The 14,809-nt window shown below is 74.6% G+C and carries 14 protein-coding genes and 1 pseudogene; 3 read left to right on the top strand and 12 right to left on the bottom strand.

Going from position 1 to position 14,809, the window contains the following annotated elements:
• Positions 1–143 precede the first annotated feature (143 nt).
• Positions 144–1,103 carry an SDR family NAD(P)-dependent oxidoreductase gene (locus tag BJP25_RS12735; protein ID WP_075975069.1) on the top strand — a complete coding sequence of 320 codons (960 nt, stop codon included), beginning with the start codon at positions 144–146 and terminating at the stop codon, positions 1,101–1,103.
• Positions 1,104–1,148: 45 nt separating this feature from the next.
• Here the strand turns inward: BJP25_RS12735 and BJP25_RS12730 are convergent, their stop codons facing one another.
• The gene (locus BJP25_RS12730) at positions 1,149–2,684 is read right to left on the bottom strand and encodes a hypothetical protein (RefSeq protein ID WP_143219041.1); all 1,536 of its coding nucleotides are present in this window, start codon (positions 2,682–2,684) and stop codon (positions 1,149–1,151) included.
• Positions 2,685–2,874: 190 nt separating this feature from the next.
• Between BJP25_RS12730 and BJP25_RS12725 the strand changes: the two genes are divergently transcribed.
• Positions 2,875–3,798 (top strand): alpha/beta fold hydrolase, encoded by a 924-nt coding sequence (locus BJP25_RS12725; RefSeq protein WP_198943457.1) that lies wholly within the window; start codon positions 2,875–2,877, stop codon positions 3,796–3,798.
• A gap of 197 nt (positions 3,799–3,995) precedes the next feature.
• Here the strand turns inward: BJP25_RS12725 and BJP25_RS12720 are convergent, their stop codons facing one another.
• The 10 genes from BJP25_RS12720 to BJP25_RS12675 form a co-directional block, all read right to left on the bottom strand.
• Positions 3,996–4,538 (bottom strand): DUF732 domain-containing protein, encoded by a 543-nt coding sequence (locus BJP25_RS12720; RefSeq protein ID WP_143219040.1) that lies wholly within the window; start codon positions 4,536–4,538, stop codon positions 3,996–3,998.
• Between the two features lie 73 nt (positions 4,539–4,611).
• Entirely contained in the window at positions 4,612–5,535 is a 924-nt protein-coding gene (locus BJP25_RS12715) for an ornithine cyclodeaminase family protein (protein ID WP_075975108.1), read from the bottom strand.
• A gap of 2 nt (positions 5,536–5,537) precedes the next feature.
• A complete protein-coding gene (locus BJP25_RS12710; RefSeq protein ID WP_233158045.1) occupies positions 5,538–6,653 on the bottom strand; it encodes an alanine racemase in 1,116 nt (371 codons plus the stop codon).
• A 25-nt stretch (positions 6,654–6,678) separates the two neighbouring features.
• Positions 6,679–7,323 (bottom strand): helix-turn-helix transcriptional regulator, encoded by a 645-nt coding sequence (locus BJP25_RS12705; protein WP_075975065.1) that lies wholly within the window; start codon positions 7,321–7,323, stop codon positions 6,679–6,681.
• A 48-nt stretch (positions 7,324–7,371) separates the two neighbouring features.
• Positions 7,372–8,883 carry a class I adenylate-forming enzyme family protein gene (locus tag BJP25_RS12700; RefSeq protein WP_075975064.1) on the bottom strand — a complete coding sequence of 504 codons (1,512 nt, stop codon included), beginning with the start codon at positions 8,881–8,883 and terminating at the stop codon, positions 7,372–7,374.
• Entirely contained in the window at positions 8,880–9,662 is a 783-nt protein-coding gene (locus tag BJP25_RS12695; RefSeq protein WP_198943456.1) for a crotonase/enoyl-CoA hydratase family protein, read from the bottom strand. The genes BJP25_RS12700 and BJP25_RS12695 overlap by 4 nt, the downstream gene beginning before the upstream one ends.
• Before the next feature lie 31 nt (positions 9,663–9,693).
• Complete coding sequence (locus tag BJP25_RS12690) at positions 9,694–10,779, bottom strand: erythromycin esterase family protein (RefSeq protein ID WP_143219039.1); 1,086 nt, start codon at positions 10,777–10,779, stop codon at positions 9,694–9,696.
• A 34-nt stretch (positions 10,780–10,813) separates the two neighbouring features.
• The gene (locus BJP25_RS12685) at positions 10,814–11,728 is read right to left on the bottom strand and encodes a hypothetical protein (protein ID WP_143219038.1); all 915 of its coding nucleotides are present in this window, start codon (positions 11,726–11,728) and stop codon (positions 10,814–10,816) included.
• Complete coding sequence (locus tag BJP25_RS12680) at positions 11,725–12,063, bottom strand: PadR family transcriptional regulator (protein WP_233158044.1); 339 nt, start codon at positions 12,061–12,063, stop codon at positions 11,725–11,727. Before BJP25_RS12680 ends, BJP25_RS12685 begins: the two co-directional genes overlap by 4 nt.
• Positions 12,064–12,168: 105 nt before the next feature.
• Positions 12,169–13,008 carry a hypothetical protein gene (locus tag BJP25_RS12675; protein ID WP_075975060.1) on the bottom strand — a complete coding sequence of 280 codons (840 nt, stop codon included), beginning with the start codon at positions 13,006–13,008 and terminating at the stop codon, positions 12,169–12,171.
• A gap of 149 nt (positions 13,009–13,157) precedes the next feature.
• On the opposite strand from BJP25_RS12675, the gene BJP25_RS12670 reads away from it, so the two are divergent.
• Complete coding sequence (locus BJP25_RS12670; protein ID WP_408607144.1) at positions 13,158–14,285, top strand: GDSL-type esterase/lipase family protein; 1,128 nt, start codon at positions 13,158–13,160, stop codon at positions 14,283–14,285.
• Here the strand turns inward: BJP25_RS12670 and BJP25_RS12665 are convergent.
• Positions 14,286–14,735: pseudogene (locus tag BJP25_RS12665) on the bottom strand (macro domain-containing protein).
• Positions 14,736–14,809: the final 74 nt, after the last annotated feature.

The following is a 14,809-nucleotide window of genomic DNA, read 5'->3' as shown; positions in this document are numbered from 1 at the left end:
AAACAAACGACCGGGCTTTTCCAAGAGCCGAAGCCGAAGGCGAGGCGACACACCCCCAAGCCCCCTGATGCCCAAGGCGACGGCGGCCGAGCACCCCCCGGCGACTTGCGTTAGAGCGCACTCCAGCACCTACCGTCGTCCCCATGGCAGACAAGCAACGCCCCGTCGGCTCCCCGTTCACCGCCAGCAGCACCGCCACCGAGGTCCTCGCAGGCATCGACCTGACCGGCAAGCTGGTCCTCATGACCGGCGGCTACTCCGGCATCGGCCTGCCCGCGACCCAGGCGCTCGTCGCCGCCGGGGCGCGCGTGGTCGTGCCCGCGCGCAGGCCGGAGGTCGCGGCCGAGGCGCTGGCGGGCGTCGAGGGGGTCGAGGTCGCGGCGATGGACCTGGCCGACCAGGGGTCGATCGCGGCGTTCGCGGACGGGTTCCTGGACTCCGGGCGCGACCTGCACCTGGTCATCACCAGCGCCGGCATCATGGCCACGCCGTTCAGCACCGTCGGCCACGGTTGGGAGTCGCAGTTCGGGGTCAACCACCTGGGGCACTTCGCCCTGGTGAACCGGCTGTGGCCCGCCATCGCGCGGGGCGGGGGCCGGGTGGTGGCGCTGTCGTCGGCCGGGCACCGGCGCGGTGGCATCCGCTGGGACGACGTGGACTTCGCGACCGGCTACGACCGGTGGGTGGCCTACGGGCAGGCCAAGACGGCCAACGCGCTGTTCGCCGTGCACCTCGACGCCCTCGGCCGCGAGCAGGGGGTGCGGGCGTTCTCCGTGCACCCCGGCGGCATCAACACCCCGTTGCAGCGCCACCTCAGCCACGAGGACATGATGGCCGCCGGGTGGGTGGACGAGTCGGGGGAGTGGATCGTCGACTGGTTGAAGACCCCCGAGCAGGGCGCGGCGACCCAGGTGTGGGCCGCGACCTCCCCGCTGCTCGACGGCCTGGGCGGGCTCTACTGCGAGGACTGCGAGGTCGCCGAGGTCGCACCGGACGACGACCCCGACCGCGGCGGGGTCCGCTCCTGGGCCACCGACCCCGAGCAGGCCGCCCGGCTGTGGGCGCTGTCCGCGGACCGCACCGGCGTCGACGCCTTCGCCTGAACGGCGCCGCCGGTGGTGGGGTGAGCGCCCACCACCGGCGGGTGGTCATTGCTCCGTCGTCGTCCTGCGGCGCTTCGGGCCCGGCTCCCGCACGTCCTGGGAGTCCTCGTCGTCGGACATGGCGCTCTCGCCTTCGCCTTCCTCCTCTTCTTCTTCCTCCTCGCCGCGCCCGACGACCTCCTCCAGTTCCTCTTCCTCTTCTTCCTCGTCCGCCGCGCGCCCGACGGGCTCCGGTTGCTTGCGCTTCCTGGTGCTGCGCGGTGGGCGCTTGGCCGCCCGCTCGGCGGTGGTCTCGTCCTCGGCGTCGGACTCGGAGTCGCTGGAGGTGCCGCGGGTGTAGTTGGTCTTGCTCAGCGCGGCGCTGCGGAACCACTGGTTGAAGACCAGGTCGCCCTTCTCGCCCCGCGTGCGGGTGATCCGCTGGAACCCGGCCTGGGCCATGATGGCGACCAGCGGTCGGCCGATCGACTCGTCGTCGAAGCCCAGGGCCCTGGCCACCGCCTCCAGCCCGCCCGTCGCGGACTTCTCCCACGACCCGCCGCGGTGCGGGTTGAACACGATGTCGAAGCCCTGGCGCCTGGCCAGTTCCATGGTGACCCAGCAGCTGGTGCACGGCCGCTTGCCGCCCGCGATGTAGGTCTTGTCGCGGTGGTCGGCCCGCACCAGGGCGTAGACCAGGTTCTGCTCGGCGTGGGAGTTGGTCGCCGCCGCGCCCACGACCAGCACCCGGTGCCGGTGGGCGTCGTCGGCCATCCAGGTCCCGGCCTCGGCCGCCGAGACCCGCAGCGGCGCGGTCTGGCGCAGCAGCTCGGCGCGCAGGGTCGCCAGCATCCCCTCGACGGCCTCGCGCTGCGAGGGGAACTCGCCCAGGTCCAGCTCCAGCCTGCCCAGCCGCTCGGCGCCGTTGGCCGCGGACCGGCCCGCGGACGTGTCGGCGGTGGGGTCCTGGGTGAGCGCGTTGCCCAGGTCGACCATCTTGCCGCGCCTGCGCGCCTGGTGGTCCTCGAAGTTCTGGTAGTCGGCCTCCAGCAGCGGCTTGGAGGCGGCCAGCACCTGTGCCAGCGACCGGGTCACCAGCTCCGTGACCTTCCTCGCCTCGTTGGCGCTGACGACCACCCTGTCGTTCACCCACATCGCCTCGACCTCGGCGGACTTGACGCCCTGGAGCAGCAGTTCCGAGAGGTGGGCGAGCATCTGCTGGGCGCGTTCGGCCCCCTTGTAGCGGGCGCCCGAGGCGGTGCCCCGGTCCTCCCACCACCCCGCCTGGTTGCCGCCCTTGCTCATGTTCCGCGGGCGCCTGGCCCGGTCGAACGCGGCCTGCACGCCGCCGCGGGTGGTCTCGCCGGGCTCGTCGGGGGTGTCGAAGGGGGTGGGCGCCGGGCCGGGTGCGCCCGGGGGGTGGTCCTTGAGCTGCTTGAGCAGCCGCAGCAGGCCGTCCGGGGTGACGTCGTCGCGGGTCGCCCGCTCCAGCTGCGCCCGCAGCTCGGCGCTGCGCCGGGCGATGATCTCGACGACCGCGGGGTTCACCCCCTGGGGCGCGATCGTCCTCGGGGGTGTCCCCTCCGTCCGCGGTGCGCTCATCGCACTCGCCTCCTCCGTGCCGTGTACGGCGAGCATCGCCCGGCGGGCACCCCGGGGGACACGTCTGACCAGGCAGGATCGTGGGCAGTCCGGTCTTGCCCGATGGGGCGGCGGGGTGTGCGCTGGTGCACGCGCGTGTGTAAGACCCCCCGTTCGGGGTAACTAGCAGTCACCGGGACGTGAGGAGGCGGTGGCGGTGCGGCGCGAGGTCGAGGTCGAGGAGCACGAGATCGTCCTGCACGGTCAGCGGTACACCTACCTGGCAGCGGGCACGCGCGGCCCGGTGGTCGTCCTGCTGCACGGGCTCGCGGGCGATTCCGACACCTGGCGCCCGGTCATCCCCGTCCTGGCCCAGCACGCCAGGGTGATCGCACCGGACATGCTGGGGTGCGGGCGGTCGGCCAAGCCGCGCAGCGGCGACTACTCGGTGGCCGCCTACGCCTCCAGCCTGCGCGACCTGCTGGTCGCCCTGGGGCACCGGAGCGCCACTGTGGTCGGGCACTCGCTCGGCGGGGGCGTGGCGATGCAGTTCTCCTACCAGTTCCCCGAGATGACCCAGCGGCTCGTGCTGGTGGCCAGCGGCGGGCTCGGGCACGAGGTCACCCCGGCGCTGCGCGCCACCACGATCCCCGGCAGCATCCTCGCGCTGCGGCTGGCCACGACGCTCACCCCCAAGTGGGTGGGCTCGCTGCTGCACCGCGTGGCCAGGGCGCTGCCCTCGGTCACCGCCAGCGACCTGGACGAACTGGCCCGCTCGCTCGCCGCGCTGGCCGACCACGACGCCCGCGCCGCGTTCATGCACACCGCGCGCGGAGCGCTGGACATCACCGGTCAGCGGCTCGACGCCACCGGCAAGCTCTACCTCACCGCCAAGGTGCCGCTGCTGTTCATCGCGGGCGACGCCGACGCGGTCATCCCCGCGCGGCACAGCGTCGACGCGCACGAGGCCGTCCCGCACAGCAGGCTGGAACTGTTCGAGGGCGCGGGGCACTTCCCGCACCTGGACGACCCGCACCGCTTCAGCGAGGCGGTGACGCGCTTCCTGCGCGCGACCACCCCAGCCCGCTCCACCACGACGGACCTGCGGGACTCGCTGCTGGCCGGGGCGAGCTGACCGGCGCGGGCCGCCCGGGCAGGGGCAGCACGCCCACCAGCGGGACGTGGACCAGGTTCGTGCGCGCCACTGCCAACACCTCTCATCGGGGACCGTGCGTCCACGATCGCCGGACCGGCGTTGCGGGGCAACGGGTGCGGGGCGGGGCTGGGGAACCGCTCAGGGCACACCGGTGATCGACCCAGTGGCGAGCACCGTCAGCAGAGGCGCTTCTGGGCGGCGGCGACCATCGCCTCGGCGCCCTGCGGGGTGATGCCGCCGCCGATGGAGGCCACGTTCTGCACGACGGTGGCGCGCGCGGTGCCCCTGGACAGCTCGTTGCACACGGCCTCCCCGATGAGCACTTCCGCGTCCCCGGTCGCGCTCACCGGCACCCCGGCGGCGGTGATGTCCGCGAGGTAGCCGTCGCGAGCGGGGTTGCCGGTCACGCGGGTCACGGGGGGTTGGCCCGGTTGCTGGCCGGGCTGCTGCGGGGTCTTGGTGGCGGCCGGGGGAGCGGCCGTCGTCACCACCGGCTTGCCCGGCTTCGACGTGCCCGTCGTCGTGGTGGTGGGGGCGGCACTCGCCTGCTCGGACGGGGCGGAGCTGGACGACGGGGCCGCGGTCGACGCCGTGGTCGACGTGGTTTGCGGGGGCGCGGTCTGCGCGGTGGGGGAGTCCTCGCCGGACCCGCACGCGGTCACCGCGCACAGCAGCGCCGCCGCGACAACACCAGACCAGCCCGCACGTCCGACCCGCACCGCGCACCCCTCCTCCGGCTCCGCCAACAGCCTCGCACCGTACAGGGGGTCGGATCCGGGATCCACCCACCACTCAGGATCCGTGCGCCGCCAGCAAGGCCGCCGCGATGTAGAGGTCCTGCAAGGCGATCCCGGAGCTGTCGAACACCGTGATGTCGTCCTCGGACCGCCGCCCGGACGCCTGACCGGTGAGGACGTCCCCGATCGCGGTCAGGGTGAGGCGACCGGCTTCGATGTCCCCGGACACGTGCTGGAACTCCCCGATTGCGCGCGATTGCGCAGGCAGGTCGCAGAAAAGCCGCGCGCGGTGAGCAATTTCGACGGGCATCTCCTGCTTGCCCGGGGAGTCGGATCCCATGCTGGCGAGGTGCGTGCCGGGGCGCACCCAGTCCGCGTCGAACAGAGGTTCCCGCGCTGTCGTGGCGGTAACGACGATGTCACTGCCGCACGCCTGCTGAGCCGAAGCGGGTTCGGCGTCGATGCCGTGCGCGGCAAGCCTGTCCACGAACACCTCGGTGCGCTCGGCTGAGCGCCCCACCACCCGCACGGTCGACAGTGGACGGATGCGGGCCAGCGCCAGGCACTCGTGCAAGGCCTGGTTGCCCGTCCCGAACACCCCCAGCGTGGTCGCGTCCGGCCGGGCCAGCGCGTCGGCGGCCACCGCGTCGGCCGCGGCGGTGCGCAGGGCGTTGACCCGCGCGGCCTCCACCACGGCCTCGATGCGCCCGACCGACTGGTCGAACAGCAGGATCGTCGAGCTGTGCCGGGCCAGGCCCAGCGCGTCGTTCCCGGGCCAGAAGCTGCCCACCTTGACCCCGGCGAGCTCCGCCGAGGCCCCGGACTTCACCGTGAACCGGTTCGCCGGGTCCGAGCCGTGCCCGTGCACGCTGGGGAAGCTCGTCCCGCTCGTCGCCGCGACCAGCGCCGCCCTGGCGGCCGAGTAGGCCATCTCCTCGGTGATCAGCGCCGCGGTGGTCGTCTCGTCCAGGAACCGCACGGTCACCACCCCCGCACGCGCGGCCACACGGCCTCGACGGTCCGCGAGCCCGCGACGACCTGGTACGCCTCGTGCTGCGCGGCGGTGGCGCAGGCGTGGTTCGGCAGGATCCGCAACCGGGTGCCCACCGGCAGGTCGGGCAGGTCGGCGCCGCTGCCCGCCCGCGTGGTCAGCGTGCCGTGCTCCTGGCTGGCGCCGCTCATCAGCAGGTCGGGGATCAGGGTGCCGTCCAGGTCGGCCACCAACCCGTACCCCTGGTCGACGGGCTGGGCCGCCGTGCCGCGGTCGCGCGAGGTCGCCATCCACCCGGCGTCGGTGAGCACCCAGCCCTTCTCCGGGCGGTGCCCGATCACGGTGGTGACGACGCTGAGCGCGATGTCGCGCGGGGAGCAGACGCCGATGCCCGCCATCACCAGGTCGAAGAAGACGAAGTTGCCCGCCCGCACCTCGGTGACCCCGCTGAGGTCGGTGGCCGCGTGCGCGGTGGGCGTGGACCCGACGCTGACGACGGGAGCGGCGAAACCGGCCTCCCGCAAGCGTTCCGCGGCGCGCACGGCCACCCGGCGCTCCTCCTCCGCCGCTGCCGCGAGGGCTTCCGGGGTGTAGGCGTAGTAGGACTCGCCCGCGTGCGTGAGCACACCCCGCACGTCCCCGAGAGTTTGCGCGATCGCCAGCAGCTCGGCTGACTCGGGCAGCACGCCACCGCGGTGGCCGTCGCAGTCGACCTCGATCAGCGCCGGGATTCCCGCTGCCGCAACCGCTCGCGCCTGGGCCGCGCTGTCGAGCAGCACCACCAGGTCCACGCCGCGCTCGCGCAGCGCGGTGACGCGGCCGAGCTTGTCCGGCGCGATGCCGACGGCGTAGAGGACGTCGCGGAAACCCGCGTCGGCGAAGGCCTCCGCCTCGGCCAGCGTGGACACCGTGACGGGCCCGGTGCCGCCGTCGAACAGCAGCCGCGCCACGTCGAGCGACTTGGCCGTCTTGACGTGCGGTCGCAGCGCCACGCCCAACCCGGCCACGTGCGCGCGCAGCCGCGCCGCGTTCGCCGCCACGATGTCGCGGTCGACCACCGCGCACGGCGTCGGCACCGCGTCCAGCGTCACCTCCGCCCGTGCCACCGCTGTTGCGGTTCCTGTTGTCATGTCAGCCGTCTCCCGTCGTCTTGCGGCACTCGGCCAGGTCGGCGTAGAGGCCGGAGCGGGACATGCCGAGCCGGGCCGCGACCCGTGTCGCCGCGCCCCGCACGGCGAAGGCGCCGCGCGCGTCCAACGCCCGCACCAGGTCCAGCCGCTCGCCCCGGGACAGCACGTCCACGGACTTGCCCCGCGCCTGCTCCTCCGCGCGCACCACCGCGTCCACGACCTCCTCGAAGTCGTCGGTGAACGTCGTGGTGGGCAGGGGCGCGCGCGTCGTCCCGGCCAGTGCCGCCAGCACGTCCCCCGCTTGGCGCAGGGCGGTCACGTCGAGGTTGACGCACAGGGCGCCGATCACCGCGCCGCTGCTGTCGCGCAGCGGCATGGTGGAGGACTTCACGACCCGGCCGGTGGGTGTGTGGGTGACGTAGTTGAGGTCGTTCTCGGCGGCGTCGCCCCGCGCGAGCACGGCCAGGCCGATCTCGCTGAGCGCCCCGCCGACCCGCCGTCCCGTCACGTCCCCGGCGACGGCCACCACGGACCGCTCGCCGCGCCGGTAGTCGTGCAGCACCACCTCGCAGGCGGGCCCGAACGTCGCCGCCAGCCCCTCGACCACCGGCACCAGCGCGGCCAAGACCGCGTCCCCGTCATCCACGGGACTTAGACTAGACGTCCTGATCGTGGACGTACAGTCCAGAACGCGTCACACCCCCAACTGCGCCCGGAGCGCGCGGCGGTCGAGCTTGCCGATCGTCGTCTTGGGGATCGCGTCGCGGAAGTGCACCACCCTCGGCTTCTTGTACGAGGCGATCCGCTCGGCCACGTGCGCCACCAGTTCCGCCCGCAGGTCGTCGTCGGCGGCGACCCCGGGTGCCACCACCACGACGGCCGTCACCGCCTCCACCCAGTGCTCGTCCGGCGTGCCGACCACGGCCGCCTCCCGGACCGCGGGGTGGTCGAGCAGGGCGTCCTCCACCTCGCGCGGGTAGACGTTGTAGCCGCCGGAGATGATCATGTCCGAGGTGCGGTCGCGCAGGTGCAGGAAGCCGTCCTCGTCGAGCACCCCCACGTCGCGGGTGTGCACCCACCCGTCGCGGAACCCCGCCGCGGTCAGCTCGGGGGCGTCGAGGTACCCGATCGCGGCGGACGGGCCGCGCACCACGACCTCACCCGGCTCGCCCGGCGCCACGTCGTCGCCGTCGGCATCCACCAGCCGCAGGTCGACGTCCGCGGCCACCTGCCCGCACGAGCCCAGCCTGCCCTCGACGTGGTCCTCCGGCCGCAGCACCGCGATGCACAGCGGCACCTCGGTCTGGCCGTAGAACTGCCAGAACCGCTCGCGCCCCCACGCCGCCACCGCCCGCTGGATCGTCCGGCGCGGCATGGGCGAGGCCCCGTAGATCACCCGCCGCAGCGAGGACACGTCGGCGGTCGCGAAGTCCGGGTGGTCGAGCAGCGCCTGGAGCATCGTCGGCACCACGTTCACCGCCGTGGGCCGGTACCGGGCGATCGCCGCCAGGAACTCCCCGGGGACGAAGCCCGGCAGCACGATCGACCGCGCGCCCCGCAGCCACAGCGGCAGCAGGTACGCCCCGCTCGCGTGGTTGAGGCTGGCGGCGTGCAGCATCCCGTCCTCCGGCGTCGCCGGGAACAGGTTCAGCAGCACGTTGCGCGCGACCGCGGCGAAGCTGGCCTGGGTGTGCTGGGCGGCCTTGAGGGTGCCGGTGGTGCCCGAGGTGAACAGGCTCAGGATCACGTCGTCCGGCGCGACCCGCACCTCGGGCAGCGTCGCGGGCGCGCCCTGGGCCAGCGCCACCAGCTCGGTCGCCACGGGCACGAACCGCACCCCCGGCAGCCGCCGCGCGAGCGCGGCGGTGTGCTCGTCCAGGCCGGGGCCGTGCAGCAGCAGGTCGCACCCGGTCTCGGTGACCATGCGGACGTGCTCGGCCACCGACAGCCGGGGGTTGAGCGGCACCCGGTTGACGCTGGTCTTCATGCAGGCGAAGTCGAGCGGGGCGCTGAGCAGGCCGTTGCCCGCCAGCAGCGCGACCCGGCTGCCGCGCCCGGCGCCCAGCCCGAGCAGGGCGTGCGCGAGCCGGTTGCCCAGCTCGTCGACCTCCCGGAAGGTCAGCTGCTCGTCGCCGAACACCACCGCCACCCGGTCGCCGTGCTGGCGAGCGCCGCGGACGAGGAGGTCCCTGGTGGTCGGGCTCACGCCTGCCCCTCGAAGCTGCCGTGCCTGCCCGCGCCCGCCGCGAACCGGGCCGCGCCCGCCGCGCCCTCCGCCGCCACGACCGGCACGCCTGCGACGCCCTCGGCCCGCAGCGCCTCGGCCAGCGGCAGGTCGAGCCCGGCGTAGGTGCTGGCGCGGTCGGCGAGCAGGCACTCGAACGGGAACGCCGCCAGCTGCGCGGCCAACTTCTGCGCCGCCGCGACGGCCGTGCCCGGCTCCACCACCCGGTTCGCCAGGCCCATCGCCAGCGCCTCCTCGGCGCCGACCGGCCTGCCCGTCATGATCAGGTCGAGCGCCCGCCCGAGGCCCACCACCCGCGGCAGCCGCGCGGTGCCGCCGTCGATCAGCGGCACGCCCCAGCGCCTGCAGAACACCCCCAGCACCGCGTCGCGCTCGACCACCCGCAGGTCGGCCAGCAGCGCCAGCTCCAACCCGCCCGCCACCGCGTGCCCGGCCACGGCCGCGATCAACGGCTTGGACAGCGCCATCCGCGTGGGCCCCATCGGCCCCGCGCCACCCCCGGTGGGGTCGAGCTCGTTGCGCCGCTCGGGGTCGGCCACCGCGGTGAGGTCGGCGCCCGCGCAGAACGTGCCGCCCGCCCCGGCCAGCACGGCGACCTTCTGCCCAGGGTCGGCCTCGAACGCCTCGAAGGCCTCCCGCAACCGCCCCGCCACCACCCGGTCCACGGCGTTGCGCCGCTCCGGCCGGTCCAACCAGATCGTCGTGGTCGTCCCGTCGACCTCGACCCGAACGTCGCCCACCGGGCACCTCCTGCTGCGGCTCAGCCCCCGTTTATAGCCCGGTGGGCGCCACGGCGACAGGGAGCGGGCGCACAGGCGTCACCTCCGGGAGGAACACGACCGCGTCGAAGGCCGCCCGCAGCGACGGCAGGCGGTGGTAGGCCCCCGCGTCCTTGGCGGGTTCGTAGACCCCGGCGATCAGGCGCGTGCGCAGCGGCCCGTCCGGGGTGTCGGCGGCGGGGACGAGGGTGCGTGGGCCGCCCGCGCGCAGCAGCACGTCCTCCAGCGACCCGGCCGCGGGCGCGGGGACGTCGAAGCCGCGCAGGTGCCCGGTGCCGAAGGTGATGTGCACGGCGGCGTACCCGGTCGACAGCGCGCGCCGCAGGTGCCCCCCGGCCATGTGCCCGGTCGCCGCGACGTGCGCGCTGCCCTCCCAGAGGACCACGCCCTGGTCGGCGGCGGTGAGGAGCCGGTTCGCCGCCGCGCGCTCCTCGGCCTCGGCGTCGTAGCCGACCCCGATGGCGTTCGCGTGGTGCTCGACGATGCCCGCCACCAGCGCGTCGGTGGTCGGGTCGAGCGGGCCCAGCAGCCGCTGCGCCTCCCGCGCCAGCTCGACGAAAGGCGTCCCCGGGTGGGTGCCGCTGGCCCGCAGGACGTGCTCGCCTGCGTCGTGGGCCGTGCGGATCACCCCGAACAGCTCCACGACCCGCGGCGGCGCGCCCGCCGCGTCCAGCACCCGGTCGTAGTCACCGGGCAGCGCCCGGGACGGGCCCACCCCGATCACGCGCACGCGGTCGCCGGGGTGCCGGGCGTTCCACCCGCGCACCCAGGCCAGCGCCTCGACGACCTCACGCGTGCGCCACGGCCCCCACGCCTGCCCCAGCGCGGCCATGAGGTCGACGTCCTCCCCGGCGGCGTACCGGTCGTACCGGTCGACGACGCGGGGGTTGTCCAGGAACGCGAGCACGCGGAAGCCCCGCTCCACCAGGCCGCGCGTGATGTCCACGGCTACCTGGAACGGTTCGCGGGCCTCCCGCGTGCTCACCCCCAGCCCCACCACCGACGCCTCGGCGACGACCTCGGCCACCGCGTCCGGGTCAATCCGCGCCAACTGCTCCGTCACCCACGTGTGGTCCATGCCGACCACCGTCGTACCTCCAGTGGGCTGGAGGTCAAGCCCCGGGTCGGGACGGCGTGCCCGGCAGCCGCCTGCGCCCGCGGGGCAGCGCCCCGAGGACCAGCAGCACGGCCAACGGGAGCGCGACCGGGATGGCGACCTGCAACACCTCGGGGATGCGCCCGATGAAGTGCATGAGCACCCAGGTCAGCAGACCGACCAGCACGGGGACGACCACCACCAGCGCCGCCCGCCGCCCCACCCGCGACCGCACCCCGCACGCCAGGAACGCGCCCAGGGCGAGGACACCCAGCTCCGCGAACGCCACCCACCGCGGGCCGGAGGTGAGGACCTCGATCGACACGGCCACGCCCACGGCGGCGGTGAACAGCGGCACCGCCGCCCCGCCCACGAGTTCCCGACCGCGCCGGGGCCCGGCCGACCACGTGAGCGCGGCGGCCGCGAAGAGTCCCAAGAGGACGATCCCGCCGTTGATCGCGATGGGCCAGGTGGGGCTCACGGTGGGCAGCCAGGCGTAGGCGGCGCAGGCAACCCAGGCGCCGACAGCCGCCGAGCGCCGGAGCCCGCAGAGCGCGAGCACCGCGGTGATCGCCCAGATCGCCCACACCGGCGCGTCCGGGACCTGCTCGGACCACGGCATCTGCCAGAACGAGCCCACCTTGACCCACCACGCGACCTCGCGCAGCGCGCTGGTGGCGCCCACCAGCACCGCGATCGGCCCCAGCAGGCTCACCACCGCCAGCACGTCCCGCGGGTCGACACCCCCGTCGAGCGCGAAGACCCGCCGCAGGTGCAACCGCAGCGCGCCCGCCACCAGGTCGGCGTAGTCCCGCCACCCCGGCTCCCCGCCCTCCAGGAGGACGCCCAGCATCTCCTCCCCCCGGTGCTCGCGGTGGTCCCTCGGGTAGAGGGCCAACAACCGCCGGTAACGCCGCTCCGCGCCGCTCATGCGAAGCCCCCCGCCTGTCGCAACCGCAACCTGCTTTCCGCGGCGCGCGTGTGCGCCCGCATCCTGTCCACCTCGGCCTGCAACCGGGTGGCCCCGTCATCGGTCAACCGGTAGTAGCGGCGCAACCGCCCCTCCACCACCTCCTCCCGCGCGACAGCCACCCACCCGCTGCCCGCCAATCGCTCCAGCGCGGCGTAGAGCGTCCCGGCCCGCAACGCCACCTGCCCCCCGGAGATGGCCTCCACCTCGCGCAGGATCCCGTACCCGTGCTGCTCCCCATCGGCCAACGCCGTCAGGATCAGGAAGGTCGGTTCCCGCATGGCCCCGTCGCTCACATCATATGTATATACCGATCAACTGACTATGACAAGGGGTCTGGGACGGGTGTGCGTTCGCGGTGGTCCGGCAAGGTGAAGATGGCTTGTTCGCGGCGATGATGTTTAAGGCGTGGTGGGGTGCTGCTCCACCAGGCCGAGTGGAGGGTGGTCGCGCTTGTTGGCGTTGTCCTGGGCGCGGCCGAGGACAACGAGGGTCGTGAGGGCGACCGCGGCGGCGAGGGCGGTGGGCAGTGCCCAGCCGGGGCGGAGGGTGTCGCCCAGGAGGGCCATGCCGAGCAGGCCGGGGGCCAGGACCTCGATGCCGACGACGACGGCGGCCACGGAGCCGGGACTGCCGCGGCGCAGGGCCAGGGCGAACATCACCGCGCCCAAGCCCGCCAGGACGGGGATGGCGTACGCGGCGGGTTGGTGGAGCAGGTCCGCGATGCCCGCGGGCCGTTCGTGGAGGGCGCGGACGGCGACGGGGACGCCGCCGAAGGCGAGGCCCGCGATGGTGGCGCGGGCCAGGGCGCCTCGGGGGCGCAGGGCGAAGGGGGTGGCCACGAGCAGGGCGGCACCGCCGACGACGATGACGTAGTCGACCACGTCCGGGGCAGCGGCGGAGCCCCCGGTCTGCCCGCCCGCGGCGAGCACGCCCAGGGCGGCGGCGCTGAGCAGGGCGGCGACGAGGTGCCCCGGGCGGGCGCGGGTGGTGCCGAGCAGGTGGGCGCCCACGACGGTCAGCGCGACCTGGCTCGCGGTGATGGACTGGACGGCGAAGACGGGCAGGTAGCGCAGGGCGACCGCCGACATCACCCAGCCGAGCAGGTCGAGGGTCAGCCCGGCCGCGTACACCAGCGCGCCCGCCGCCCGCCCACCCCGGGCGCCCCGCGCTTGGACGAGGGTGGCGGCGCTGGAGAGCGCGGCGGACACCACCGCCGCGAGGAAGCCGAGCCCACCCACCGATGTCCCCCCTGGCTGCGCCCGCGCCGAGCCCGCTCGGGCCGTCGACGCCCGCCCCATCACAGCAGCAGCTGCCCACCCCGGCCAGTCGAGTGCCAGGCGCCGTCCACGAACGGGGGTGGCAGGGTGGTGGCGTGGACCAACCGACGCTGACCGAGCAGACGATCTCCGCCGGGCTCGTGCGAGGAGCCCTCGATCTGGAGTGGACGGAGCGCGGGCTGCTGCCGCACCGCCTGCCCGCCCGGGCGCGCGAGCAGGTCGACGACGAGCAGTTGCGCATGGCGGAGTCGCAGCCCTCCGGTGTGCGGTTGGTCTTCGACACCGAGGCCACCGCCCTGGAACTGGAGGCGTTGCGCACGGTCATGGCCTACGTCGGTGCGCCGCCGCGGCCGGACGGCGTCTACGACCTCGTCGTCGACGGCCAGTTGGTCGCGCAGCGATCCGTCTCGGGCGGCAACGTCCTGTCGATCGACATGGTGACCGGTGAGCGCCGCACCATCCCCGGCGAGGCAGGCACCATCCGGTTCGACGGGCTGCCCGCGGGGCGCAAGCGGGTCGAACTGTGGTTGCCGCACAACGAAACCACCGTCATCGTCGCCCTGCGCGCGGATGCCCCCGTGCGCGAAGCCCCCCGCGAGCGGCGGACGTGGTTGCACCACGGCAGTTCGATCAGCCACGGCACCAACGCCACCAGCCCCACCCGCACCTGGCCCGCGCTGGCCGCCGCGCGCGCGGGCCTCGACCTGGTCAACCTGGGGTTCAGCGGCAGCGCCCTGCTCGACCCGTTCACCGCGCGGGCCATGCGCGACACCCCCGCCGACCTGATCACCCTCAAGCTCGGCATCAACATCGCCAACGCCGACCTCATGCGCCGCCGGGCGTTCGCCCCTGCGGTGCACGGCTTCCTCGACACCCTGCGCGAGGGGCACCCGACGACCCCGGTCGTGGTGGTCTCCGCCCTGCACTGCCCGATCCACGAGGACACCCCCGGGCCCGGCGTGCCGGAGTTCGTCGACGGCGCCGTGCTGTTCCGCGCGACCGGCGACCCCGCCGAGGTGCGCGCCGGTCGCCTCACCCTGCGGGTGATGAGGGAGGACCTGGCCGCCGTCGTGCGGCAGCGGTCAGCGGCGGACCCGAACCTGTCCTACGTCGACGGCCTGCTGCTCTACGGCCCGGACGACGCCGAGGCGCACCCCCTGCCCGACCGGCTGCACCCCGACGCCGAGACCCACCACCTGATCGCGGCGCGCTTCGTCGAGCACGTGCTGGCCGGTTGATCAGCCCAGCGCCGCTCGCAGGTGCCCCGCCGCCGCCTCGTCGAAGGCGACGAGCAGCACCCGCTCGACCCGCGTGGCGGTGGACCTGATAGTGTCGACGGCGATCCGGGCGGCCTGGTCGGCCGGGTAGCCGTAGACGCCCGTCGCGATGGCGGGGATGGCCACCGAGCGGGCCCCGAGGTCGTCCGCGACCGCCAGGGTGCGCCGTTAGCAGGAGGCGAGCAGGTCGGCCTCGCCGTGCCCGCCGCCCTGCCAGACCGGCCCGACGGTGTGGATGACGTGCCCCACCGGCAGGTCGAACGCGGGGGTGGCCACGGCCTCCCCGGGCGGGCAGGGCGCCAGCTGGGCCCCGGCCCTGGCCAACCGGGGCCCGGCGGCGCGGTGCACGGCGCCGTCCACCCCGCCACCGCCCATCAGGGACTCGTTGGCCGCCGTCGCGAGGGCGTCCACGTCCTGCTCGGTGATGTCGCCCAGCACGACCTCGATGTCGACCACCCCTGGATGCTCCCACGCGGACCCGCTCC

It is taken from the genome of Actinokineospora bangkokensis, from assembly GCF_001940455.1.
Taxonomy (GTDB): Bacteria; Actinomycetota; Actinomycetes; order Mycobacteriales; family Pseudonocardiaceae; genus Actinokineospora; species Actinokineospora bangkokensis.
This window is presented reverse-complemented; position numbering and strand designations above follow the sequence as displayed.